The sequence below is a fragment of the Pseudomonas sp. A2 genome, from assembly GCF_023100865.1.
GTDB lineage: Bacteria > Pseudomonadota > Gammaproteobacteria > Pseudomonadales > Pseudomonadaceae > Aquipseudomonas > Aquipseudomonas asiatica.
This window is the reverse complement of sequence record NZ_CP039127.1, coordinates 3,915,281-3,938,228: the sequence shown is the minus strand read 5'-3', so window position 1 is coordinate 3,938,228 and position 22,948 is coordinate 3,915,281. Positions and strand designations below refer to the sequence as shown.

The following is a 22,948-nucleotide window of genomic DNA, read 5'->3' as shown; positions in this document are numbered from 1 at the left end:
TCGCGGGTAAACCCGCTCCCACAGGTATTGCACAAGCTTCAGACCCTGTGCGGTCCTTGTGGGAGCGGGTTCACCCGCGAAAGGGCCGACCCTGCCTACCACCGCATCCGCACCCCAAGGCTGCCAATCAACCCATTCAGATCATTATCGTCCACGTCACTGCTGTAATCGGCACTGACAAACAGCGCCACCGTGGGTGTCACCCGCGCTACCAGCCCCAACCCCAGTTCCACCGTGGTCGAGTAGCGCGAACTGGAGATCTTGTCGACCTGGTCCAGCTTCACCTCATCGGCATTGCTGAAGTCATACCACACGTTGGTCCGCACATAGGGTTCGATCGGCATGCCGCGTACTTCATAACGCCCGGACAGCCTGGCGCCGACCCGACCGCTCCAGCTCGGCTGGCTGTCGAAGGCCTGCAAGGTCTCTTCCTGCGCCCGGCTGCCGGGGAAGAACTGCTGGTTGATCAACTGTGCCTGTGGCTCGATCACCCAGCCGCCACCCAGGCCGATGGGGATGCCGCCTTCCAGCGAAAAGGTCATCGCGTGGCCGCTGTCGTCCAGTCGCTGGCCGTTTTCGCCTCGACCGTTGACGTCGATGCGTGAACCCATGGCCACGGCATCCAGGTGCCAGCCCTGTTCATGGGTCATGCTCCAGTACACCCCCAGGCTTTCGCCGCTGAGGTTCACGGCGTTGCGTTGCTTGTCGCCCAACAGCTGGCGCATGCCGTTGAAGTTGGTCTGCAGGTTGTTTTGCCCCACGAAGATCCCCGCGCGGTGCACATTGCCCGCTGCAGTTTCACGCACGAACAGGTCCGGGCCGATCATCAGTTGCTGGCTGGGGGCCTCCAGCTGGTCTGGAGGCTGCGCGCCACTGCGCGCGGTGGTGGGGAAGAACTGCGCCCACTGGCTGGCGACCAGGTCCGGTGCAGGCTGCCCATGGCGTTCGCTCATCTTTTGCGAGAACGCGTTCAAGGTACCGATACTCAAGCCACTGGCGCTGACCGGGTCGAGCGTAAGCTGTGGTACTGCCGGTTGGTGCAGGAAGCCGGGCGAGGTCGGGTCGTCCTGCAGTTCATACGCGATAGTTTCCACCGGGGTTGCCAGAAGCAGCGACGTGGAAACCGCGTAGAAAATGCTTTCGAAGCGCAAGGGGTTCGAGGTGCTTTTCATGGCGGATCTCCTTTGTTTTTGTGTTACAGCCCTAGGACCTGGCCTGTTGTCACGAGCTGTACGGCAAAAACAGTGGGCGACCCAAACCAGCACGCCTGGCTTTTCGCAGCGCGCACGAAGGCGCGAGCTAGAGGCCCTGCGCGAGATCATTACTGCTAGATATGTTCAGCTAAGGAGAGGGCGCCGCTTGCGTCAAGAAAGCGTGAAGGATGTGTTCAGGTTCCGTGGCTTTGTTCAACTTGTTGAATCACAAGATAATTCGGCTAGGTATAGCCAGGTTCGCTATTTGCCGTGCTGCGGCTATGAAGAATGATTGCTAAGCCTGACTTCGACCGACAACGGCAGGTGGTCCGACAGGTGCGACCAAGGTTTGTGCCCCAGAATCCGCGGCCCGTGGCTTTCGGCGTTGCGCAGGTAGACACGGTCCAGTCGCAACAGCGGCAGCCGCGCAGGATAGGTGCGGGCCAGGTGGCCATGGTGGCGTTCGAAGGCCTCGTGCAGGTCACGCTGCAGGCCCAAGGTGCGGTTGCCGTGGGATTTCCAGTCGTTGAAGTCGCCAGCGATGATCACCGGGGCGTCGGCGGGCAAGGATTCGAGCAGCTTGCGCAGCAGTTGCAGCTGCTTCTGGCGGTGGCTTTCCAGTAACGACAGGTGCACGCAGATGGCATGCACCTGATGCTGGCCAGGCACGTCGAGGACGCAGTGCAGCAGGCCACGTCGTTCGGGGCCGGTGATCGACACGTCGAGGTTGCGATGTTCGATGATCGGGTATTTGGACAGCAGCGCGTTGCCGTGGTGGCCGTCGGGGTAGACCGCGTTGCGCCCGTAGGCGAAGTCGCTCCACATGCTGTCGGCGAGGAACTCGTACTGCGAGGTCTGCGGCCAGCCGGGGTAGCGCGCGGCGTGGCGGTCGTGGCTGCCGAGCACCTCCTGGAGAAAGACGATGTCGGCCTGGGTGCTGCGCACCGCCTCGCGCAGTTCCGGCAGGATGAAGCGCCGGTTGAAGGCGGTGAAGCCCTTGTGGGTATTCACCGTCAGCACCCGCAGCCGCTTCACGGCCGGGGCCTGGTTGACACTGGCGAAACCTTTACTGCCGGCTTCGGGGTTCACGGTTACTCCTCGGTCAACGGGTTTGCGCGGATCCTTGTAGGAGCAGCCTTGTGCTGCGAAAGGGCCGATAAGGCAAACCACTTGCTGTGCCGGTGAAGGCCTCTTCGCAGCACAAGGCTGCTCCTACAAGGGACAGGTACCAACCTGTCAGGTTCACTCCTCATCACGCTGCAACACCATCAGCAGCAACGACCGCCCCTTCACCTCGAAGGTGCTGTCGAACTGCAGATGCTGCCCCTTGCGCAGCTCTGGCCGGTCGGTATCGACCAGGCAACTCCAGTAATCCCCCTCGGGCACGGTTGGCAGCTGGAACGGCACGATGTCATGGTGGGCATTGACGATCAGCAGCACGGTGGCCTCGGCGCCTGGCCTGGCAATGCCGCTGACCTGGGCACGGCCATCGATCAACATGCCCAGGCAACGCCCGTGCGGGTCTTCCCATTGTTCCACGCTCATCTCGTTGCCATCCGGTGCCAGCCAGGTCACATCCTTGACACCGATCGCCTCATTGTAGTCGCCAACCAGGAAGCGCGAGCGGCGCAGTACCGGGTAGGCCAGGCGCAGGCGGGTGAGGCGCTTGACGAAAGCCAGCAGCTCTTTGCCCTCCTGGTCCAGGTCCCAGTTCACCCAGCCGATCTCGCTGTCCTGGCAATAGGCATTGTTGTTGCCGTGCTGGGTACGGCTGAACTCGTCACCGGCGACGATCATCGGCGTGCCTTGGGCCAGCAGCAGGGTTGCGAAATAGTTGCGCATCTGGCGCATGCGCAGGGCATTCACGGCCGGGTCGTCGGTTGGCCCCTCGACACCGCAGTTCCATGACAGGTTGTTATCTGTGCCGTCCTGGTTGTTCTCGTCGTTGTCCTCGTTGTGCTTGTGGTTGTACGACACCAGGTCGCGCAAGGTGAAGCCGTCGTGGGCGGTGACGAAGTTGACCGAGGCATAGGGACGCCGGCCACGGTTGTTGAACATGTCCCCCGAGGCTGTCATGCGCGAGGCAAAGTCGGCCAGTTGGCCTTCGTCGCCTTTCCAGAAGGCGCGCACGGTGTCGCGGAAGCGGTCGTTCCACTCTGCCCAGCCCGGGGCAAAGTTGCCCACCTGGTAGCCGCCCGGGCCGCAGTCCCATGGTTCGGCAATCAGCTTCACCTGGCTCAGCATCGGGTCCTGGCGGCAGGCGACGAGGAAGCCGTGGCGTTCGCTGTAGCCGTCGTGGTAGCGGCCAAGGATGGTCGCCAGGTCGAAGCGGAAGCCGTCCACGTGCATTTCGCCGGCCCAGTAGCGCAGCGAGTCGGTGACCAGCTGCAGCACGCAGGGGTGGCTCAGGTCCAGGGTGTTGCCGGTGCCGGAATCGTTGATGTAATAGCGCTTGTCGTCCGGCATCAGGCGGTAGTACGAGGCGTTGTCGATACCGCGCATCGACAGCGTGGGGCCGCGCTCGTTGCCTTCGGCGGTGTGGTTGTAGACCACATCCAGGATCACCTCCAGCCCGGCGTCGTGCAGGTGTGCGACCATTTCCTTGAACTCGGCGATCTTGCCGCTGGCCAGGTAACGCGGGTGGGGCGCAAAGAAGGCGATGCTGTTGTAGCCCCAGTAGTTGTTCAGGCCCTTGTCCAGCAGGTGCTGGTCGTTGACGAAGGCGTGAATCGGCAGCAGCTCGATGCTGGAAACGCCCAGCTCCTTGATGTGCTTGAGCAACTCGTCATTGGCCAGGCCGGCGAAGGTGCCGCGCAGTTCTTCCGGCACCGCTGGGTGGCGCATGCTGATGCCACGGGTGTGGGCCTCATAAATGATCGTACGCTCCCAGGGGATCTGCACGCGCTGGTCGCGGCCCCAGGTGAATGCAGGGTCGATCACCTTGCACTTGGGCACGAAGGGCGCGCTGTCGCGCTCGTCGAACGACAGATCGCCGTCGGGGTGGCCGATGGTGTAGCCGAACAGTGCTTCGGACCATTGCAGGCTGCCGACCAGTTGCTTGGCATACGGGTCGATCAGCAGTTTGTTGGGGTTGAAGCGGTGGCCGTTCTCCGGCTCGTAGGGGCCGTGCACGCGGTAGCCGTAGACCAGCCCTGGGTGAGCGTCAGGCAGGTAGCCGTGGTAGATCTCGTCGGTGTATTCGGGGAGCTCGATGCGTTCGATTTCGTGCTCGCCGGTGGAGTCGAACAGGCACAGCTCGACCTTGGTGGCATTGGCCGAGAACAGGGCAAAGTTGACCCCAAGGCCATCCCAGGTGGCGCCGAGGGGGAAGGGCAGGCCTTCGCGGATACGCGACGGGGCTACCGAGCGGGTTTTCTTCGGGGTGCGGGGGCTCATGGCGGTCCTCTGTGGCCGTGGTGGTGGAGGGAGCTGCGTAGGCCTGTACCGGCCTCTTCGCGGGTGAACCCGCTCCTACAGGGATAGCGCCAGGCTTGAGGATGACGGGGTACCTGTGGGAGCGGGTTTACCCGCGAAGAGGCCGGTGCAGGCTCAACCGGCAGCCGGCTTTTTCACCGCCCGGGGTTTCTTCACAGCCACGGCCTTCTCAACCGGTTCAGCCGCTACCTTGGGCTTGGCCGGGGCCCGTTTGCGCGGCGCCGCCTTGGGTGCCAGTGCCTCGGCTTCGGCCAGCTTGCGAGCCATGTCCCAATGGCGGTCTTCCTGGCCGGCGGGCTTACCCTCGGACTCCCAGATCTGGTAGGCAAATTCGCGGATACGTTTTTCATCAACACTCATCATGACGCTCCTGATGTTCAAGATTGTTGTATCAGCAGGTTGACCGGAAACTCCGCCAGCACGGCGCTCAACATCAGCTCCCTGCAAGAGCTGACCGCGGCACTGGGGAAAAGTCCCGTCGAGTTGGCAGGCGACAAGGCAAACGGCAGGTTTACCCGGGTGTCGTCCCAGTTCTGTGCCGGGATCAGGGGTATCGGTGCACCTGCCAGCAGGGTACTGGCCAGGCGTGGCGCGATGATGACGGCCCGTTCGCCCTCGCCAAGGCGAGCGAACGCGATCACCTTGTCGGCATGCCGACCCTGCACGGTCAGGGGCAGGTAGGCGCCACGACGGAACAGCTCGGCATGGGCCTGGCGGCAGTCCAGCACCCGGGCGATCAGCGCCTGCTTGAGGCGGCCATCGCGCCAGTGTTCCAGCAGTTCGGCAACCGGCGTTGCATCGTCCAGGGTGCGACGCCGGCACGCGTAGTCCACGGCGCGCCGGTTATCCGGGTCGACCAGGCTGAAATCCCAGTATTCGTTGCCCTGGTACAGGTCCGGTACGCCCGGCGTGGTCATGCGCAGCAGGGCCTGTACCAGGCCGTTGAGGGCACCGGGGCAGGCCAGCAGCTGTGCGGCGTCGGCCAGCGACTTGCGCAGCTGCTGGTTCTCGCCGTCCAGCAGCAGGCCATCGATGTAGCGGGCACAGGCGCTTTCGTAGGCTTCGTTCGGCGCGCTCCAGCTGCTGCGCAGCTTGGCCTCGCGCAGGGCTTTCTGCTGCCACTGGCGAATGCGTTCGGCGTACTGGCCAAGGGCGTTGACATCGTGCAGGTCGAGGTCCAGCGGCCAGCTGCCCAGCAAGGTCTGCAACAGCATCAGCTCGTCGCCGGGGCTGGGCGCCGGGCCGTCATCCAGTTGCGTGCGCAACGGCGTGGCCAGTTCGCGCCAGTGTTCCATTCGGCTGGCCAGCCACGGGCCGCGCTCGCTGAGCACGGCCAGGCGTGCACGAGTGTCTTCGCCGCGCTTGTGGTCATGGGTGGCGCTTGCCAGCAGGTTGTCGGGGAAGTCGCGCAGGCGCCGCTGGGCCTCGTTGTGGAAGTGCTCGAGCGGGGCGCTGAAACGCTCGGCGTCGAAGCCCACATCGTTGCGCGACAGCAGCCGCGCGCTGCGGTAGAAGGCGGTGTCTTCCACGGCCTTGGCGGCGCTGGGCGCGGTCAGTTGCTGGAAGCGCACGCAGGCGTGGCGTAGCTGCTTGCGCGCCCGGCCTGCTGGCAGGCGGCGCCAGGCTTGCCCGCCCAGCCATTGTTGCAGGTGCTCGAGCAGTGGCCAGTCGGCTTCGCCGAGGTCGAGGCGGGCATTGGTCAGGGCCTGCTGGAAAAACCTTTCGTCTTCTGCCGGGCGCCCGCAGGCATTGAAGTAGGTGCGATACACCGGGTAATGCGCCACCAGCGCCTGCAAGGCACGGCGAATCGCGCCCAGGGTCAGGTCGCGGGTCATCAGGTCGTTGCGCGCCACCTGCAACAGTGCCTGGGCCACCGACTCGCAGTCGCCGGCCAGGCTGGCATTGAGTACCAGGTGGCGGGCCTGACGTACTTCTTCGGGGAAGTCGGGGCGTTCGCTCACATTGGCCCACAGCTCGGTCAGCGCTGCTTCGCCTGCCGGATCGTGCTGCAGCAGCGAAACCTGGTTCATGAATTCATAGCCGGTAGTGCCATCGGTAAGCCAGTCGCGGTGCAGGTGCTCGTTGGCGCCGAGGATCTTCTCCACGTAGATCGGGAAATGCTCCAGGGCGGCATTCAACGGCCGCCGTGCCAGCAGGCCATCGACCCGTCGGCGCAGCTTGCGGCAGTAACCGCGCGGGTCGGCCAGGCCGTCGATATGGTCGATGCGCAGGCCGTCCACCAGGCCGCGCTCGATCAGTTCGAACAGCTTGGCGTGGGTGGCCTCGAACACCACCGCGCGTTCCACCCGCAGGCCGCCCAGCTCGTTGATGTCGAAGAAGCGCCGCCAGTTGATGTCGTCGGCGGCGGTGCGCCAGCTGGCCAGGCGGTAGGTCTGGCGTTCCAGCAGCAGGTGCAGGCGCTTGAAGCCACTCTCGCTGCGGCTGTCGAACGCCACCAGAGCCGATTCGAGGTCAGCGCCTTCGCCCGCCAGGCGCGCCAGTTCAGCTTGCAGGGGCAGGGCGTCGGCCAGCGGCGTGGCCGATGAGTTCAACGCGGTGAAGCGTTCGGCCAGGGCCTTGAGCGCCGGCTCCGGGCTGAGGGCGAGAATCCAGCCATAATCGACCGGGCAGATCGGGAAGCGGTGTTGGTAATGGGCGACCTGCAGCAGCCCATGGTGCTTGTCGAACTCGAGCGGTATCTCGCCATTTTTCAGCGCCACGCCATAGTCGCTGGCGAGGAACGGCAACAGCAACTGGCCGGCCAGCAGTGGGTCGCTGGAGTGCCACTGGATGTCGAAGAACTCTGCATACGGGCTGCGCCGACCCCAGGCCAGCAGGCTCTGCCACCAGGGGTTGTCGGCACCGCCCACGGCCATGTGGTTGGACACCGTGTCGAGGATCAGCCCCATGCCGTGCTGACGCAGGGCGGCGACCAGCCGTTGCAGCGCCGCTTCGCCGCCCAGCTCGGGGTTGACGCAGGTCGGGTCGACCACGTCGTAGCCATGGCGCGAGCCGGCGCGGGCCTTGAGGATGGGCGAGGCATACAGGTGGCTGATGCCCAATTGGGCGAAGTACGGCACCAGCGGCACGGCCTGATCGAGGGTGAAGTCACTGTGAAACTGCAGGCGCAGGGTCGCGGTCAGCGCTTTCATCGGTCACGCTCCCAAGCCTGTTCGCGGGCCTGGGCCAGCAGTTCCAGGCGCCGCGCAGCGTCTTCGTCGTCGAGCAGTTCACGTACCGGCCGGGCAAAGCGTCGGCGCCAGTTGGGGTGGCCGGCGGTGGTGCCCGGCAGGTTGGGTTGCTCGTCGCAACCCAGCAGGTCTTCCAATGGAACCAGCACCAGCGGTGCGCGGGTGTGGCCAACGTAACGGATGGCAGCGTCGATCAGCGCGTCGTTGTTCGGCAGCGTGCCGTAGTTGGCCTCCAGGGTGCGGCGCAAACCATCGTGCTCCTTCTGCCGCTCGTGGCGCCAGTGCAGTTCGGTGGCAGCATCGATCAGTTGCAGGCGGTGGCTCCAGTCGATGTCGCGGTTTTCCAGCCAGCCGGCCAGCGGCGCCAGGTCGTGGGTGCCGGTGGTGGCCAGGGCGTTGTCCGGCCAGTCGAGAATCGGCTTGAAATGGCCGGGCTGGGTCTGCTCGAAGGGCAGCACGCGCATGCCCAGCACGGCCTTGGCCGCCAGTTGCTCGCGCAGGCCGTCCGGCACGGTGCCCAGGTCTTCGCCGAGGATGATTGCCTGGTGGCGCACCGACTCCAGGGCCAGCAGGCGTAACAGATCATCCAGCGGGTAGTTGAGGTAGGCGCCTTCGCTGGGCTTGGCCCCCTGCGGGATCAGCCACAGCCGGCGCAGGCCCATGACATGGTCGATGCGCAGGCCGCCGGCGTGGGCGAGGTTGGCCCGGAGCATTTCGATGAAAGCGCGGTAGCCGTTGCGCTTGAGCCCTTCAGGCGAGAAGGCGCAGATGCCCCAGTCCTGGCCGGCACGGTTGAGGATGTCAGGCGGTGCACCCACCTTCAGGCCTGCCAGCAGCTCGTCCTGGCGGCTCCAGGCCTGGCTGCCGGCACCGTCGGCGCCCACCGCCAGGTCAGCGATCAGGCCGACCGCCATGCCGTTGCCGCGCGCTGCTTCCTGGGCGCGTTGCAGGCCCCGTTCGGTCAGCCATTGGCAGAAGGCATGGAACTCGATCTTGGCCGGGTAGGCGTTGGCGAAGGCCTCCACTTCCGGGTGGTATGGGTCGTGCCAGGCCTTGGGCCAGTGGCGCCAGTCGGCGCCCAGGCCATGCTCCACGGCCTGGGCCTGCAGCACCTCGAAGCGGCAATGGTGCTCCAGGGCCTGGCCACCGGCTTCGCGGAAGCTGTCGAAATCCTTGCGCAGCGGGTGGTCGCCCTGGCTGAAGCCCTGGTACAGGGCTTCGAGCAGGCGCTGTCGGGCGCTGGCGGCACGCGGCCAGTCTACCAGCGGGCCTTGCTCAAGGTCTTCGAGCTGTTGCTCCAGGCCGCAGGCTTCGATGGCCACGCGCACCTCCCGCTCGCCGAGCAGCGCGGCTGGGCTGGCGTACAGGGTATTGAGCAGCAGGCGGCTGGAGGGCGAGTAGGGGCTGTAGTGCGTCTGGTCGATGGCCGACAGGGCGTGGATCGGGCTGATGGCCAAGGCATCGGCGCCGCGTTCGGCAGCCGCGCGGGCCAGTTGTTCCAGGGCCAGGCAGTCGCCATAGCCGCCATCGCCGGGGCGGCGCAAGCTGTACAGCTGCACTGCCAGGCCCCAGCAGCGCGGTGGCGGCTGTTGCACCTGGTCTTCAAGGCTGTGGCAGCGCAGCGGGGCCACGGCCACGGTGAAGCGGCGGCTGTCGATTTCCACCTGGTGGTAGCCGATGGGCAGCGCGCCGGGCAGGCGGGCCTGGTCGTCGAGGCTGAGGGTGAGGGCGCTGTGGTCCTCCAGGGTGCAGTGCGCGACGCTGGCGGCGCTGAAGTAGCGCGCCAGTGCCAATGGCTGGCCTAGGTCGGCGGTCAGCAGCGGCGGCAGGTGCTCACTGTCTTCGGCAGCGTCCACGGCGCGCAGGCTGGCGGCGATGGCGGCGTCATCGTTGGCAGGGTGGCCAAGGCCTTCAAGTATGTTGCGCAGTACCTCGTCGCTGACACGCTGGGGCCGGGCATTGGCGTCGATCCAGTCGCGGCTCAGCCCGACGCGGCTCGCCAGACGGTGCAGGGCGGTTTCGCTCATGGGCGCTCCTGGGCAGGGGGAAGCAGGCTGACCACGCAGCTGTATGCGGCCAGATGGGTATCGGGGTGCCGGGTGTCGCTGCTGTCGAACAGGCGGTTGGCCGGCGCGGGCAACTCGACCACCTGCGGGGTGGCGGCCAGGTTCAGGTCGATGCGCAGGGTGGTGCCATTGCCCAGGCACCAGCGTGCGGTCAGGGCCTTGTCGCCGTGTACTTCGGCGCCCAGCGCGCGGCTGCCGGGCAGGTGCGGGATCACATGGCGGCGGCGCAGTTCGAGCAGGTGCTGGTACAGGCCGTGCCAGCCGGCGATCACTTCCTTGCCTTGCGGGCGGGAGGCCTCGAAGGTCTGTTCGGCGTTGGGGTCGGGGATGCGTTGGCGCTGCTCGGGGTCGGCGAAGGCGGCGAAATGGGCGAACTCGCCGCGCCGGCCTTCGCGCACGGCGTCGGCCAGCTGGTCATGGAAGTCGGTGAAGAACAGGAACGGCCGGCAGCTGCCATCGTCGTCGCCCATGAACAGCAGCGGAATCATCGGCGCCAGCAGCAACAGCCCGGTGGCTGCCCGCAGCGCCTGCGGTGGGCACAGGCGGGTCAGGCGCTCGCCCAGGGCGCGGTTGCCGACCTGGTCATGGTTCTGCAGGAACAGCACGAAAGCGCTGGGTGGCAGGTGCGCGCTGGGCTCGCCGCGGGGCGTGCCATGGCGGTTGGCCTGGCCCTGGAACACGAAACCTTCGGCAAGGCAGCGGGCCAGCTGGTCGATGGGACGCTGCTGGTAGTCGGCGTAGTAGCCTTCGGTTTCGCCGGTCAGCAGCACATGCAGGGCATTGTGGCCGTCGTCGTTCCACTGGGCGTCGAAGCCTTGCTCCAGCAGGAAGGCCTGGTTGTGTTCGTTCTCAAGTACCAGCCATACGTGGCGGCCCGGTTCCACCGCAGCGCGTACCCTTTGCGCCAGCTCGACCAGAAAGTCGGGCTGGTCGATGGCGTGCACGGCATCCAGGCGCAGGCCGTCAAAGCGGTAGTCGCACAGCCACATCAGGGCGTTCTGGATGAAGAATTCGCGCACCTGCGGGCGACGGAAGTCGATGGCTGCGCCCCAGGGGGTCTGCCGGTCTTCGCGGAAGAACGGGCTAGCGTACTGGTGCAGGTAATTGCCGTCAGGGCCGAAGTGGTTGTACACCACATCGACCAGCACCATCAGCCCGTGGCCATGTGCCTGGTCGACCAGCGCACACAGCTGCTCGGGGCTGCCATAGGTATTTTGCGGCGCATAGGGTAACACGCCGTCGTAACCCCAGTTGCGCTCGCCGGGGAACTGCCCCAGCGGCATCAGTTCGACGGCACTGATGCCCAGTTCGGCCAGCCGCGGCAGTTGCCGGGCGACCCCGGCGTAGCCATCGAGCAGGCCGACATGCAGCTCCTGTATGACCGCCTCGTGCCAGGGCCGGCCTTGCCAGGGGTGTCGCCAGGCATAGCTGGCCACATTCACCACCTGGCTCGGCCCCTGCACACCATCGGGCTGATAGCGCGAGGCCGGGTCGGCCACCTTCAGTGCACCGTCGATACGGTAGTGGTAACGGTCACCGGCCTGGCACGGGGCCACGCCGGTGAACCAGCCATCATCGTCGGGCAACAGCTCGATGGCCGGCTGCTGCTCCAGTTCCACGCTCACGCTGCGCGCATCCGGGGCCCAGAGGGCGAAGCGCGCCGACGTGGCGTCCAGCAGGTGTGCGCCATGTCTGTGCATCTTCGATTCCCCGTTCAGTAGTGGCTGTGCTGTGCCTGCTTGACCAGGTCCTCGTACAGACGTGCATAGGGCTCCACGGCCTGGCACCAGTTGAACGGTTGGGTCATCGACAGGCAGCGCATGGCGTTCAGCAGGTCCTTCTTGCCATATACATAGAAGGCGCGGCTGAGTGCCTCGCGATAGCTCTCGACGGTGGACTCGTTGAACAGGAAGCCGGTAACGCCGCACTCGATGGTGTCGGCCAGGCCACCGGTCTTGCGCGCTACCGGCAGCGAGCCGAAGCGCTGCGCGTACATCTGGCTGAGGCCGCATGGCTCGTAGCGAGACGGCATCAGCAGGAAGTCGCTGCCGGCGAACATGCGCCGGGCATCGGTTTCGTTGAAGCCGATGCGCACGCCGATACGGCCCGGGTGGCGTAGCGCCAGTTCGCGCATAGCCTGCTCTTCTTCCGGCTCGCCACGGCCGATGATCGCGATTTGCCCGCCTTGCTCGACGATGTAGTCGGCCACACCCAGGGTCAGGTCCAGGCCTTTCTGGTAGACCAGGCGCGAAACCACTGCGAACAAGGGCCCTTCGGAGGGTTGCAGTTCGAACAGCGCGCGTACTTCCTGGGCATTGCGCGCCTTGCCTTCCCAGTCGTTGATGCTGAAGTTGTGCTGCAGGTGCTTGTCGGTGGCCGAGTCCCAGCTTTCGTCGATGCCGTTGGGAATGCCGCCGAGCAGGCCTTGCTGGGCCTTGCTGGCGAGGAAACCGTCCAGGCCGCAGCCAAATTCCGGGGTAGTGATTTCCCGGGCATAGGTGGCGCTGACCGTGGTGATGTGGCTGGCGTAGGCCAGGCCAGCCTTGAGGAACGACAGCTTGCCGTAGAACTCCATGCCTTCCTGCTGCATGGCGTGTTCGGGGATTGCCAGTTCCGGGCTGCAGCCGCGGCTGTACACACCTTGGTAGGCCAGGTTGTGGATGGTGAACAGGGTTGGCGTGCTCAGCCCGCGCCAGTGCATGTAGGCCGGTGCCAGGCCGGCGGGCCAGTCGTGGGCGTGCACCACTTCGGGCTTCCAGTGGATCCTGCCTTCGCCGGCGGCGATTTCGGCGGCGGCCAGGCCCAGGCGGGCGAAGCGGATGTGGTTGTCGGGCCAGTCGCGGCCGTTGTTGGCACCGTAGGGAGTGCCGTCACGCTGGTACAGCTCCGGGCAGATCAGCACATAGATGACCAGGCCGTCGGCCATGTCCATGCGCCCGATCTTGCACGGCGGCAGTGCGGCGTGGCCACCCAGTTCACCGACGATGTGGATGGGGTTGTCGCTTTCCATCACCTGCCGGTAGCCGGGGATCAGCACCCGCACATCGTGCAGGTGCGCCAGGGCACGTGGCAGGGCTGCGGACACGTCTCCCAGGCCACCGGTTTTCACCAGGTCGGCGATTTCCGAGGTCACGAACAAAATCTTGCGCTTGTTGCGGTTGTGCTGGCGCTGGGCGCCGGGTGCCTTGCCTGTCGTGGCGACGTCCGGGGTTAGCGGTTCGCGGTTGTCCGGGTTGAATGAATCTACGTGAGGCTCGACAGCGGCACTGATCATACTTCTCTCCGTCCCTATGCTTGGCCGGGTGCTGGCACCCGTGGCGATGTTTCGTGTTGGTTCTCTCTGATTCTGGATTCTGCGTAGTGCGTTCCATGCCCCAGGGTCGTGCACGCAGGCACGGCGCGATCGGCATTCCGGCCGAAGGCGATTGGGCTGGTGGGGTATGTGGGCCGATGCTGGGAAGCCCCTTTGCGTTTGGCCTACTTAGTTCCTGACCTGCCCGCGTTCCGGAAAGTTCGACTTTTTTTCGTCACTCTTCCGTTGAGCAAATGGCGGGCCGAAACCCGAGTGTAGGAGAGAAATAGATGAAAAGGTGACCCGCTGGTCACTATTGTCATGCCGCGGAATAGACGCAAACGTTGGCGTTTGTGACCGAATGTGAATAGGTGCGGGCGGGGGTATGGGGATGGTGCGCCAAATTGTGGCTTTCAGGTGCTAATGCACCAGAGTGGGGCGCAAGGCAGATGTTGGATTCTTTCGCATTCTTCGTGGGAGCGGGCTTGCCCGCGAAGAAGCCGGGCCTGGAAAAGAGGAATCAGAGAGAGACAAGCAGGGTGGGAGCCGTTCAGCTCCCACGAGAAGAAGGTAGAATCAGAGGCTGACAGCTTTGTCTTCAGCGCGTTGTTGCGCCAGCAGCAGGTTCAGTTGGGCGACCTGCTGGCGCAGCTGGTCACGTTCGTCCTTCAGTTTACGCAGCTCATCACGGCGCACGGAGACATAGAGGGTCTGGGTTGGGGTTGCAGGCATCAAAGTACCCATGGACACACCTCGCGGTTTTGGCTGGTGACAAGTTAAAGCGTAGACGCTTCACGCGGGCGCATTCTGAATTCTTTCGCAGGTCTTGGGAACTTTTTTGTTTATCGTGGTCCCGCCGTTCGTCGCTGAACCCTCGAGCGGTACGCTGGACTAATCTGAAAAGCTGGATTGTGTTGTCATTTATTTCGAAAGGGGAGCATCGGCTCATGCAACTGGGAATCATCGGGCTGGGCCGCATGGGCGGCAATATCGCAAGGCGCCTGATGCGCGCCGGCCACCGTACTGTGGTGCATGACCGCAACCGTGAGGCCATCACCGGTCTGGAGGGCGAGGGCGCCCAGGGTGCGCACGACCTCGGTGCGCTGGTACAGAAGCTGAAAGCGCCGCGCGCGGTGTGGGTCATGTTGCCCGCCGGCGAGCCCACCGAGCAGACCATCGCCCAACTGGCCGAACTGCTGGAGCCGGGCGATGCGATCATCGATGGCGGCAACACCTTCTACAAGGACGACATGCGCCGCGCCGCCGAACTGGCCAAGCGCGGGCTGCATTACCTGGATGTCGGCACCTCGGGCGGTGTGTGGGGCCTGGACCGTGGCTACTGCATGATGATCGGTGGCGAAAAGGACGTGTTCGAGCGCCTGGAGCCGCTGTTCAAGGCGCTGGCCCCGGGCGTGGGTGACATCCCGCGTACCCATGGCCGCAGCGGCGAGCACCAGCGTGCCGAGCACGGCTACATCCATGCCGGCCCACCCGGTGCCGGGCACTACGTGAAAATGGTGCACAACGGCATCGAATACGGCCTGATGCAGGCATACGCCGAAGGCTTCGACCTGCTGCGCAGCAAGGGCGGCAACGAACTGCCGGAAGACCAGCGTTTCGACCTGAACGTTGCAGAAATCGCCGAAGTGTGGCGGCGCGGTAGCGTGGTCACCTCGTGGCTGCTCGACCTCACCGCCGATGCGCTGGTGGCCGACCCGCAGCTGTCGCAATTCAGTGGCTCGGTGTCCGACAGTGGTGAGGGCCGCTGGACCATCGACGCCGCCGTCGAGCAGGCGGTGCCGGTGCCGGTGCTGTCCAGCGCGCTGTTCGCCCGCTTCCGCTCGCGCCAGCAGCAAGGCACCTATGGTGACAAGATTCTCTCGGCCATGCGCCTGGGCTTCGGTGGCCACGTCGAGAAAAAAGCCGAATGACCAAACAGAGCATTCCGGCTGCTCCGCCATGCACCCTGTTCCTGTTCGGCGCCAATGGCGACCTGGTAAAGCGCCTGCTGATGCCGGCGCTTTACAACCTCAGCCGTGACGGTCTGCTGGACCGCAACCTGCGCATTGTTGGCGTCGACCACAACCCGGCCACTGCCGAGGAATTCGCCGAACGCCTGCACGCGTTCATGGTCGAGCGTGACAAAGGCGGCGAGGGCAAGGCCAAGTGCCTGGATGAGAAGCTCTGGGCACGCCTGGCCAAGCGCCTGGATTACCAGACCGGCGACTTCCTCGACCCGGCCACCTACCAGGCCCTTGCCAAGCGCATCGACACAACCCGCCATGGCAACGCCATCTTCTACCTGGCGACCTCGCCGCGCTTCTTCCCCGAGGTGGCGCAGCGCCTGGGGCAGGCCGGGCTGCTCGACGAATCGGCCGGCGGCTTTCGCCGGGTCGTGGTGGAAAAGCCCTTTGGCACCGACCTGGCCAGCGCCGAGGCGCTCAACGCCTGCCTGCTGAAGGTGATGGGCGAGCGGCAGATCTACCGCATCGACCATTACCTGGGCAAAGAGACGGTGCAGAACATCCTGGTCAGCCGGTTCTCCAACGGCTTGTTCGAATCGTTCTGGAACAACCACTACATCGACCATGTGCAGATCACCGCCGCGGAAACCGTCGGCGTCGAGACCCGTGGTGCGTTCTATGACAGCACCGGAGCGCTGCGCGACATGGTGCCCAACCACCTGTTCCAGTTGCTGGCGATGGTGGCCATGGAACCCCCGGCCGCGTTCGCCGCCGATGCCGTGCGCAGCGAAAAGGCCAAGGTGGTCGGCGCCATCCGCCCATGGTCGGCGAAGATGGCCCTGAAAAATTCCGTGCGTGGCCAGTACGGCGCCGGCAAACAGGGGCGCAAGCAGTTGCCTGGCTACCGCCACGAGCCCAACGTCGCGGCGGATAGCCAGACCGAGACCTATGTGGCGCTCAAGGTGATGATCGACAACTGGCGCTGGGCCGGCGTGCCGTTCTACCTGCGTACTGGCAAGCGCATGAGCGTGCGTGATACCGAAATCGCCATCTGCTTCAAGCCTGCGCCCTATGCGCAGTTCCGCGAGTCGGAGCTGGAGCGGCCCAAGCCCAATTACCTGAAGATCCAGATCCAGCCCAACGAAGGCATGTGGTTCGACCTGCAGGCCAAGCGCCCCGGGCCGGAGCTGGTGATGGAGAATGTCGAGCTGGGCTTTGCCTACAAGGACTTCTTCAAGATGACCCCGGCGACCGGCTACGAGACGCTGATCTACGACTGCCTGACCGGTGACCAGACCTTGTTCCAGCGGGCTGACAACATCGAGAACGGCTGGCGCGCGGTGCAGCCGTTCATCGATGCCTGGGCCCAGGGCGGCGAGGTGCATGAGTACCCGGCCGGTGAAGACGGGCCCGAGGCCGGCAATGAATTGCTGGCGCGGGACAAGCGCGAGTGGCATCGCTTGGGGTGAGGTTTCTGTAAGGCCTGTGCCGGCCCTTTCGCGGGTAAACCCGCTCCCACAGGGATATCGATGGTTTCAAGGCCTGTGATGTACCTGTGGGAGCGGGTTTACCCGCGAAGAGGCCGTCACAGGCAACCACACAAAGGAGCCCCAATGCCTGCCCACATCGAAGACTATGCCCTGCTGGGCAACTGCCGCAGCGCCGCCCTGGTCAGCCGCGATGGCTCGCTCGACTGGCTGTGCCTGCCACGCTTCGACGCCCCCGCGGTATTCGCCGCACTGCTGGGCAACGAGGAAAACGGCCGCTGGCGCCTGGCCCCCTGCGACCCGGTCGAATACAGTAGCCGCCAATACCTGGACGACACCCTGGTGCTGGAAACCACCTGGGTCACTGCCACCGGCCGCGCCCGTGTGCTCGACTTCATGCCGCTGGGCGAGGTCAACTCGCTGGTGCGTATCGTCGAGGGCCTCGCAGGCGAAACCAACTTCGAGATGGACCTGGTGATGCGCTTCGACTATGGCCGCAGCGTGCCCTGGGTAGAACGCCTGGACCCGCGGACCCTCAGCGCCGTCGCCGGCCCCGACCGGCTGATCCTGTGCAGCACCGTCCCCCCGCATGCCCGCGACCAGCACACGGTCGCCCGCTTTCGCGTTGGCGCGGGCGAACGCCAGGTGTTCAGCCTGCGCCACCAGCCCTCGCACCTGCCGGTGCAGCCCGGCTGTGATATCGACCAAGCGCTGGCGCAGACCATCGACCAATGGCAGGCCTTCGCCGCCCGCTGCCCACAGGTGGGCCCATACTCCGCCCTGGTGCGCCGCTCGCTGCTGACCCTCAAGGCCATGACCTACGCGCCCACCGGCGGCATCGTTGCCGCCGTCACCACCTCGCTGCCCGAGCGCATCGGCCACGAGCGCAACTGGGACTACCGCTTCTGTTGGCTACGCGACGCGACCATGACCCTGCTGGCCTTCATGAACCTCGGCTACTTCGACGAAGCCCAGGCCTGGCGCGAGTGGCTGTTGCGCTCGGTGGCCGGCAACCCCGAGCAGATGCAGATCATGTACGGCCTGGCCGGTGAGCGCGACCTGCAGGAATACACCTTGCCGTGGCTGGCCGGCTACGAGCACTCGCAACCGGTGCGGGTGGGCAATGCAGCGTCGGCGCAGATGCAACTGGACATCTACGGTGAACTCGCCGATGCCATGACCCAGGCAATCAAGGGTGGATTGCCTCGCCATCCACGTAGCGCCGCCATCTCACGTCTGATCCTGCCTTACGTCGAGCGCATCTGGCGCCAGCCGGACGAAGGCATCTGGGAAGTGCGCGGCGGCCGGCAGCAGTTCGTGCACTCCAAGGTCATGGCCTGGGTTGCCTTCGACCGTGCCGCAGGGCTGGCCGACACCACCGAGGAAGGCCGCGAGCGTGGTCAGCATTACCGCCAGGTGGCTGACGAGATTCGTCGTGAAGTATGCGCGCGGGGCCTGGACCCCAGCGGCCGTTTTTTCGTCCAGGCCTATGGCTCGACCGAGATGGACGCCAGTTTGTTACACATCGCCCTTACCGGCTTCCTGCCGGCGGATGACCCACGCTTCTTGCGCACGCTCGAACAGGTCGAACAGCGCCTGATGAAAAACGGTCTTCTGCTGCGCTATGACAGCGACAGCTGTAGCGATGGCCTGACTCCAGGGGAGGGCACCTTCCTGGTGTGTTCGTTCTGGCTGGCCGACGTATATGTTCTGCTAGGTCGCCAGGCAGAAGCGCAGGCACTGTACGAACGCCTGACCGGCCTGTGCAACGACCTCGGCCTGCTGGCCGAACAGTACGACCCGGCGGGCCAGCGCATGCTCGGCAACTTCCCCCAGGCGTTCAGCCATATCGGCATCATCAACACCGCACTGAACCTGCACCGCGCACAGTGCCCGGTGCGTGATCGGGCGAGTTGCGGATAGAGTCGCATCCTTCGGTAATTAATGTGTGACGCATTGAGTCACACATGATACTTTGCTTCGTGTGATGCATGGGGTCACACTGGGCTCGTCTCCCAAATGGACACGGCGAGCTACCCATGATCATCAGTTTTCGACACAAGGGACTGCGAATTTTTCATGAAACGGGCAACATCCGAGGGATTCAGGCCTCCCACGCAAAGCGCTTGAAGCGGCAACTCCAGTTTCTTGATTGCGCCATGTCTGCGCAAGATTTGAGCGTTCCAGGCTGGCAGTTGCATCCGCTCAAAGGGGAGTTATCGGACTTCTGGTCAGTCAGTGTGTCTGGTAACTGGCGCCTGATCTTTCGCTTCGTGGGTTCGGATGTCGAACTGGTCGATTACCTTGATTACCACTGAAAAGGAGAGCTGAGCATGCCTTTGCACAATCCGCCACATCCAGGCGAAACCTTGCGTGAAGATGTCCTGCCCGCGTTAGGTCTGACGGTGAAAGCCTTCGCATCGCATCTTGGGTTCTCTCGAGAAGCGCTTTCGCGGGTATTGCATGGTCGCGCTGCGATGTCTCCAGACTTGGCAATACGCCTGGAGATGGCTGGAATCAGTACCGCACGGTTGTGGTTGGCCATTCAGGCTGATTACGATATCTGGCAGGCTCGTCACCGACAGCAACCTGTGATTACCCGGTTGTTTCAGGCCGCCTGATATAAAAGTGTGAAACGACCGGGGTAGACTAGGGCATACCCCTTCGGCACGGAGCACACATGGGCATTCGCGGTACTGATCGGCAGATCGACAACATCGAGTTCAATTTCATCTACCCAGACGGTTATGAGCTGGCGGTGTGGACGGCCCAAGCCTGATGGCCAATCACAAGATCGAAATACGCCGGCGCAATATCGAGAAGATCCTGCAGGCGGCGGAAAAGGTGTTCGCCGAGAAGGGCTACGGCGCCACGTCGATGGGTGATATCGCCGAGCAGGCCGAGCTGCCGCGTTCCAACCTGCATTATTACTTCAGCACCAAGGACGATCTGTTCCGCGCAGTGCTGCAGGACTTGCTGGATGTTTGGAAGCAGGACGCGCTGTGCTTCGAGAACTTCGACGACCCGCGGGTGGTGCTGACCAGTTACATCCGGGCGAAGATGGGCCACTCGCGCTCGCGGCCGCTGGGCTCGAAGATCTGGGCCGAAGAGATGCTGCACGGGGCGCCGGTGTTGGGGGTGAACCTGGATGAAAGCCTGGTGCCCTGGGCCAAGCTGAAGGAAGCCAAGATCCGCCGCTGGGTGGAGGAGGGGCGCATCCTGCCGGTGGAGCCGTCGGCACTTTTGTACATGATCTGGGCCTCGACCCAGCACTATGCCGACTTTGGTTATCAGGTGACGTTGCTCAATGGCGGGGAGGCGTTGTCGGACATGGCCTTTGAAAATGCCGTGCAGACGGTGACCAGCGTGATCTTGCGGGGGATCGGGCTGGAGCCTTGAGGTCGGTGTACGCTGAGCGATTGGGGCCGCTTTGCGGCCCTTCGCGGGCACGCCCGCTCCCACAGGTGTTCCGCTGCCCTCCCAAGCGGCGCGATCCCTGTGGGAGCGGGCGTGCCCGCGAAGGGCTGCAAGGCAGCCCCAATTGCCTCAACTGGCCTCGCGGTAGGGATTGCGCGGGTCCTGCGTCCAGTTCAGGTACGGCTTGCCGGTATCCTGGGCCACCATCTCGATGCAGCTCTCCACCGGGCAGGTGATCTGGCACAGGTTGCAGCCCACGCATTCCTCTTCGATCACGCTGTAGGCATGCGTGCCATCGGCCTGCAACGTACTGGCAATCGCCTGGTGCGAAGTGTCCTCACAGGCAATGTGGCAGCGCCCGCAGCCAATGCATGCTTGCTGGTCGATGTGCGCCACCGACTTGTAGTTCATGTCCAGGTACTTCCAGTCGGTGGTATGCCCCACCGCCTGGCCGCGGAACGCTTCGATGTTGGGGTGCCCGTGCTGGTCCATCCAGCGCGCCAGGCCGTCCTTCATGTCCTCGACGATGCGGAAGCCGTGCAGCATCGCTGCCGTGCACACCTGTACAGCGCCACTGCCCAGGGCCATGAACTCGGCTGCGTCACGCCAACTGCCGATGCCGCCAATACCACAGATCGGCAAGCCGCGCGTCTGCGGGTCGCGGGCGATTTCCGCGACCATGTTCAGGGCAATCGGCTTCACCGCCGATCCGCAATAACCACCATGGGTGCTCTGGTCGCCAACGATGGGGTGGGCGACCATGCGATCCAGGTCGACGCTGGTTATCGAGTTGATGGTATTGATCAACGACACCGCATCCGCCCCGCCACGGTGCGCGGCGCGGGCCGACTGGCGGATATCGGTGATGTTCGGCGTAAGTTTGACGATCACCGGCAGCGAGCAGTACGTCTTGCACCAGCGGGTGACCATCTCTACGTACTCCGGCACCTGGCCGACCGCCGCGCCCATGCCGCGCTCCGGCATGCCGTGCGGGCAGCCGAAATTCAGTTCGATGCCATCGGCCCCGGTGGCTTCCACCAGCGGCAGTATGAACTTCCACGAGTCTTCCACGCAGGGCACCATCAGCGACACGATCAGTGCGCGGTCGGGCCAGTCCTTCTTCACCTGGGTGATTTCGCGCAGGTTGATGTCCAGTGAGCGGTCGGTGATGAGCTCGATGTTGTTGATGCCCTGCACCTGGCGGTTGGGGCCGTAATGCGCCGAGTAGCGCGACGACACATTGACTGCCGCCGGGTCTTCACCGAGTGTTTTCCACACTACGCCACCCCAGCCGGCCTCGAAGGCGCGGACCACGTTGTAGGCCTTGTCGGTTGGCGGAGCGGAGGCCAGCCAGAAGGGGTTGGGTGCCTTGATGCCGGCAAATTCGATGGACAGGTCGGCCATTTACGCAGCCTCCACGTTGAGCATGAGTTGGGCATGGATGGCTTCGGCGGCCAGCTTGCCGTGTTGCACGGCCTGGACGGTAAGGTCCTGGCCCAGGGCGGTGCAGTCGCCGCCGGCATAGACGCCCGGCAGGCTGGTCTGCATCGTTTCGTCGACGCGGATGCGCTCGCCGTCGCGCGCCAGTTGTGCGGCCACCGGGTCGACGAGGCTGGTATCGTCGAAGCGTTGGCCGATGGCCTTGAAGATGGCATCGGCAGCCAGTTCGAAGGTTTCGCCGGTGTCGCGCAGGCGGCCGTCTGCCAGCTCGGTGCGGGCAAAGCGCATACCGCGCACCTTGCCGCTGTCGTCCAGCAACACGGCATCGGGGCGGGCCCAGGTATGCAGGCGCACCTGGTTGGCCTTGGCGATGTCCTGCTCGTGGCCGGTGGCGCCCATGTCGGCATGGCCACGGCGGTACACCAGGTTGACGTCGCGGGCACCCAGGCGGCTCATCTGCACGGCCATGTCGATCGCGGTGTTGCCGGCGCCGATCACCAGGCAGCGGTCGGCCAGGGGCAACTGGCTCAGGTCGTCGGCCTGGCGCAGTTCGCGGATGTAGGCGGTGGCGGCGAGCAGGCCGGGGGCTTCTTCATCAGGCAGGCCGAGCTGGCGCACGGCATTCAGGCCCAGGCCGAGGAACACTGCGTCGAACTGGTCGCGCAGCTCGCCCAGGCCAAAGTTGCTGCCCAGGCGCTGGCCATGGCGGATCTCGATGCCGCCGATGCCGAGCAGGAATTCCACTTCACGCTGGGCATAGTCGTCCACCAGCTTGTAGCGGGCGATGCCGTACTCGTTGAGGCCACCGGCCTTGTCGCTGGCCTCGAACACCACCACATCATGCCCGTGCATGGCCAGGCGGTGGGCACACGACAGGCCGGCAGGGCCGGCACCGACCACGGCGATGCGCTTGCCGGTGGCTGGCGAGCGCTGGAACGGGTGCTCGGTGAAGTGGGCATTGTCCAGAGCATAGCGCTGCAGCTGGCCGATCAGAACCGGTGCGCATTCCTGCGCGTTGTTGCGCACGCAGGCTTGCTGGCAAAGGATTTCGGTGGGGCAGACGCGGGCGCAACTGCCGCCGAGGATGTTGGCCGAGAGGATGCGCTCGGCGGCGCCTTGCAGGTTTTCGTCGCTGATGCGGTGGATGAACGACGGGATGTCGATGTCGCTGGGGCAAGCGTTGACGCAGGGGGCGTCATAGCAATACAGGCAGCGTGCGCTTTCGACGGCGGCCTGGCGGGCGGTGAGGGGTGGGGCCAGGTCGCTGAAGCGCTCGGCCAGCTGGTCGGCGCCGGCCCGTGGGCGCGGCAAGTGGTTCAGGGCGTCGATCACGGTTGTAGCCTCTCTATTTTTGGATGCAGGCGACAAGCATTGCGGTGGTTTCTGGGGCCGCTGCGCGCCCCATCGCGACACAAGGCCGCTCCTACAAGGAACCGCGCACTCCTGTAGGAGCGGCCTTGTGT

17 protein-coding genes are annotated in these 22,948 nt (G+C 64.8%); 6 read left to right on the top strand and 11 right to left on the bottom strand.

Annotation, left to right across the window (positions count from 1 at the left end; genetic code table 11):
• Positions 1–95: 95 nt before the first annotated feature.
• From E5221_RS18335 to E5221_RS18295, 9 genes are all read right to left on the bottom strand, one after another.
• The gene (locus E5221_RS18335; RefSeq protein ID WP_013973333.1) at positions 96–1,172 is read right to left on the bottom strand and encodes an autotransporter outer membrane beta-barrel domain-containing protein; all 1,077 of its coding nucleotides are present in this window, start codon (positions 1,170–1,172) and stop codon (positions 96–98) included.
• A gap of 300 nt (positions 1,173–1,472) precedes the next feature.
• Positions 1,473–2,282: an endonuclease/exonuclease/phosphatase family protein gene (locus E5221_RS18330; RefSeq protein ID WP_015271002.1), complete on the bottom strand. Its 810-nt coding sequence runs from the start codon at positions 2,280–2,282 to the stop codon at positions 1,473–1,475.
• A 153-nt stretch (positions 2,283–2,435) separates the two neighbouring features.
• Positions 2,436–4,589 carry a glycogen debranching protein GlgX gene (gene glgX / locus E5221_RS18325; protein WP_013973331.1) on the bottom strand — a complete coding sequence of 718 codons (2,154 nt, stop codon included), beginning with the start codon at positions 4,587–4,589 and terminating at the stop codon, positions 2,436–2,438.
• A gap of 153 nt (positions 4,590–4,742) precedes the next feature.
• The gene (locus E5221_RS18320) at positions 4,743–4,991 is read right to left on the bottom strand and encodes a DUF2934 domain-containing protein (RefSeq protein ID WP_061551133.1); all 249 of its coding nucleotides are present in this window, start codon (positions 4,989–4,991) and stop codon (positions 4,743–4,745) included.
• Between the two features lie 14 nt (positions 4,992–5,005).
• Positions 5,006–7,780, bottom strand: a complete 2,775-nt coding sequence (locus E5221_RS18315) for a malto-oligosyltrehalose synthase (protein ID WP_247846198.1) — start codon at positions 7,778–7,780, stop codon at positions 5,006–5,008.
• On the bottom strand, positions 7,777–9,846 hold the full coding sequence (gene malQ / locus E5221_RS18310; RefSeq protein ID WP_061551135.1) for a 4-alpha-glucanotransferase: 2,070 nt from the start codon (positions 9,844–9,846) through the stop codon (positions 7,777–7,779). The genes E5221_RS18315 and malQ overlap by 4 nt, the downstream gene beginning before the upstream one ends.
• Positions 9,843–11,585 carry a malto-oligosyltrehalose trehalohydrolase gene (treZ, locus tag E5221_RS18305; RefSeq protein ID WP_038409969.1) on the bottom strand — a complete coding sequence of 581 codons (1,743 nt, stop codon included), beginning with the start codon at positions 11,583–11,585 and terminating at the stop codon, positions 9,843–9,845. The genes malQ and treZ overlap by 4 nt, the downstream gene beginning before the upstream one ends.
• A gap of 14 nt (positions 11,586–11,599) precedes the next feature.
• The gene (gene glgA / locus E5221_RS18300; RefSeq protein WP_061551136.1) at positions 11,600–13,159 is read right to left on the bottom strand and encodes a glycogen synthase GlgA; all 1,560 of its coding nucleotides are present in this window, start codon (positions 13,157–13,159) and stop codon (positions 11,600–11,602) included.
• A gap of 594 nt (positions 13,160–13,753) precedes the next feature.
• Complete coding sequence (locus E5221_RS18295) at positions 13,754–13,921, bottom strand: DUF6026 family protein (protein WP_015270996.1); 168 nt, start codon at positions 13,919–13,921, stop codon at positions 13,754–13,756.
• A gap of 152 nt (positions 13,922–14,073) precedes the next feature.
• Here E5221_RS18295 and gnd point away from each other — a divergent pair, with 152 nt between their 5' ends.
• The 6 genes from gnd to E5221_RS18265 all read left to right on the top strand — a co-directional run bounded on the left by gnd (position 14,074) and on the right by E5221_RS18265 (position 20,027).
• Positions 14,074–15,108, top strand: a complete 1,035-nt coding sequence (gene gnd / locus E5221_RS18290; protein ID WP_123085144.1) for a phosphogluconate dehydrogenase (NAD(+)-dependent, decarboxylating) — start codon at positions 14,074–14,076, stop codon at positions 15,106–15,108.
• Positions 15,105–16,610: a glucose-6-phosphate dehydrogenase gene (gene zwf / locus E5221_RS18285; RefSeq protein ID WP_061551137.1), complete on the top strand. Its 1,506-nt coding sequence runs from the start codon at positions 15,105–15,107 to the stop codon at positions 16,608–16,610. The genes gnd and zwf overlap by 4 nt, the downstream gene beginning before the upstream one ends.
• A 144-nt stretch (positions 16,611–16,754) precedes the next feature.
• A complete protein-coding gene (locus tag E5221_RS18280; RefSeq protein WP_061551138.1) occupies positions 16,755–18,551 on the top strand; it encodes a glycoside hydrolase family 15 protein in 1,797 nt (598 codons plus the stop codon).
• Between the two features lie 116 nt (positions 18,552–18,667).
• Positions 18,668–18,946 (top strand): type II toxin-antitoxin system RelE/ParE family toxin, encoded by a 279-nt coding sequence (locus E5221_RS18275; RefSeq protein WP_039613156.1) that lies wholly within the window; start codon positions 18,668–18,670, stop codon positions 18,944–18,946.
• Positions 18,947–18,961: 15 nt separating this feature from the next.
• Positions 18,962–19,249 carry a HigA family addiction module antitoxin gene (locus tag E5221_RS18270; RefSeq protein ID WP_025339798.1) on the top strand — a complete coding sequence of 96 codons (288 nt, stop codon included), beginning with the start codon at positions 18,962–18,964 and terminating at the stop codon, positions 19,247–19,249.
• Positions 19,250–19,406: 157 nt separating this feature from the next.
• On the top strand, positions 19,407–20,027 hold the full coding sequence (locus E5221_RS18265; RefSeq protein WP_015270992.1) for a TetR/AcrR family transcriptional regulator: 621 nt from the start codon (positions 19,407–19,409) through the stop codon (positions 20,025–20,027).
• Between the two features lie 147 nt (positions 20,028–20,174).
• On the opposite strand, the gene preA is transcribed toward E5221_RS18265, so the two are convergent.
• Together preA and E5221_RS18255 are read right to left on the bottom strand one after the other, a co-directional pair.
• Positions 20,175–21,449 carry an NAD-dependent dihydropyrimidine dehydrogenase subunit PreA gene (gene preA / locus E5221_RS18260; RefSeq protein ID WP_247846196.1) on the bottom strand — a complete coding sequence of 425 codons (1,275 nt, stop codon included), beginning with the start codon at positions 21,447–21,449 and terminating at the stop codon, positions 20,175–20,177.
• Positions 21,450–22,817, bottom strand: a complete 1,368-nt coding sequence (locus E5221_RS18255; RefSeq protein WP_061551140.1) for an NAD(P)-dependent oxidoreductase — start codon at positions 22,815–22,817, stop codon at positions 21,450–21,452.
• Positions 22,818–22,948: the final 131 nt, after the last annotated feature.

What these genes read in the sequence shown, in the direction of transcription:
- E5221_RS18335 (WP_013973333.1), bottom strand. Translation starts at nt 1,172, where the DNA reads ATGAAAAGCACCTCGAACCCCTTGCGCTTCGAAAGCATTTTCTACGCG.
- glgX (WP_013973331.1), bottom strand. Translation starts at nt 4,589, where the DNA reads ATGAGCCCCCGCACCCCGAAGAAAACCCGCTCGGTAGCCCCGTCGCGT.
- E5221_RS18320 (WP_061551133.1), bottom strand. Translation starts at nt 4,991, where the DNA reads ATGATGAGTGTTGATGAAAAACGTATCCGCGAATTTGCCTACCAGATC.
- E5221_RS18315 (WP_247846198.1), bottom strand. Translation starts at nt 7,780, where the DNA reads ATGAAAGCGCTGACCGCGACCCTGCGCCTGCAGTTTCACAGTGACTTC.
- malQ (WP_061551135.1), bottom strand. Translation starts at nt 9,846, where the DNA reads ATGAGCGAAACCGCCCTGCACCGTCTGGCGAGCCGCGTCGGGCTGAGC.
- treZ (WP_038409969.1), bottom strand. Translation starts at nt 11,585, where the DNA reads ATGCACAGACATGGCGCACACCTGCTGGACGCCACGTCGGCGCGCTTC.
- glgA (WP_061551136.1), bottom strand. Translation starts at nt 13,159, where the DNA reads ATGATCAGTGCCGCTGTCGAGCCTCACGTAGATTCATTCAACCCGGAC.
- E5221_RS18295 (WP_015270996.1), bottom strand. Translation starts at nt 13,921, where the DNA reads ATGGGTACTTTGATGCCTGCAACCCCAACCCAGACCCTCTATGTCTCC.
- zwf (WP_061551137.1), top strand. Translation starts at nt 15,105, where the DNA reads ATGACCAAACAGAGCATTCCGGCTGCTCCGCCATGCACCCTGTTCCTG.
- E5221_RS18280 (WP_061551138.1), top strand. Translation starts at nt 16,755, where the DNA reads ATGCCTGCCCACATCGAAGACTATGCCCTGCTGGGCAACTGCCGCAGC.
- E5221_RS18275 (WP_039613156.1), top strand. Translation starts at nt 18,668, where the DNA reads ATGATCATCAGTTTTCGACACAAGGGACTGCGAATTTTTCATGAAACG.
- E5221_RS18270 (WP_025339798.1), top strand. Translation starts at nt 18,962, where the DNA reads ATGCCTTTGCACAATCCGCCACATCCAGGCGAAACCTTGCGTGAAGAT.
- E5221_RS18265 (WP_015270992.1), top strand. Translation starts at nt 19,407, where the DNA reads ATGGCCAATCACAAGATCGAAATACGCCGGCGCAATATCGAGAAGATC.
- preA (WP_247846196.1), bottom strand. Translation starts at nt 21,449, where the DNA reads ATGGCCGACCTGTCCATCGAATTTGCCGGCATCAAGGCACCCAACCCC.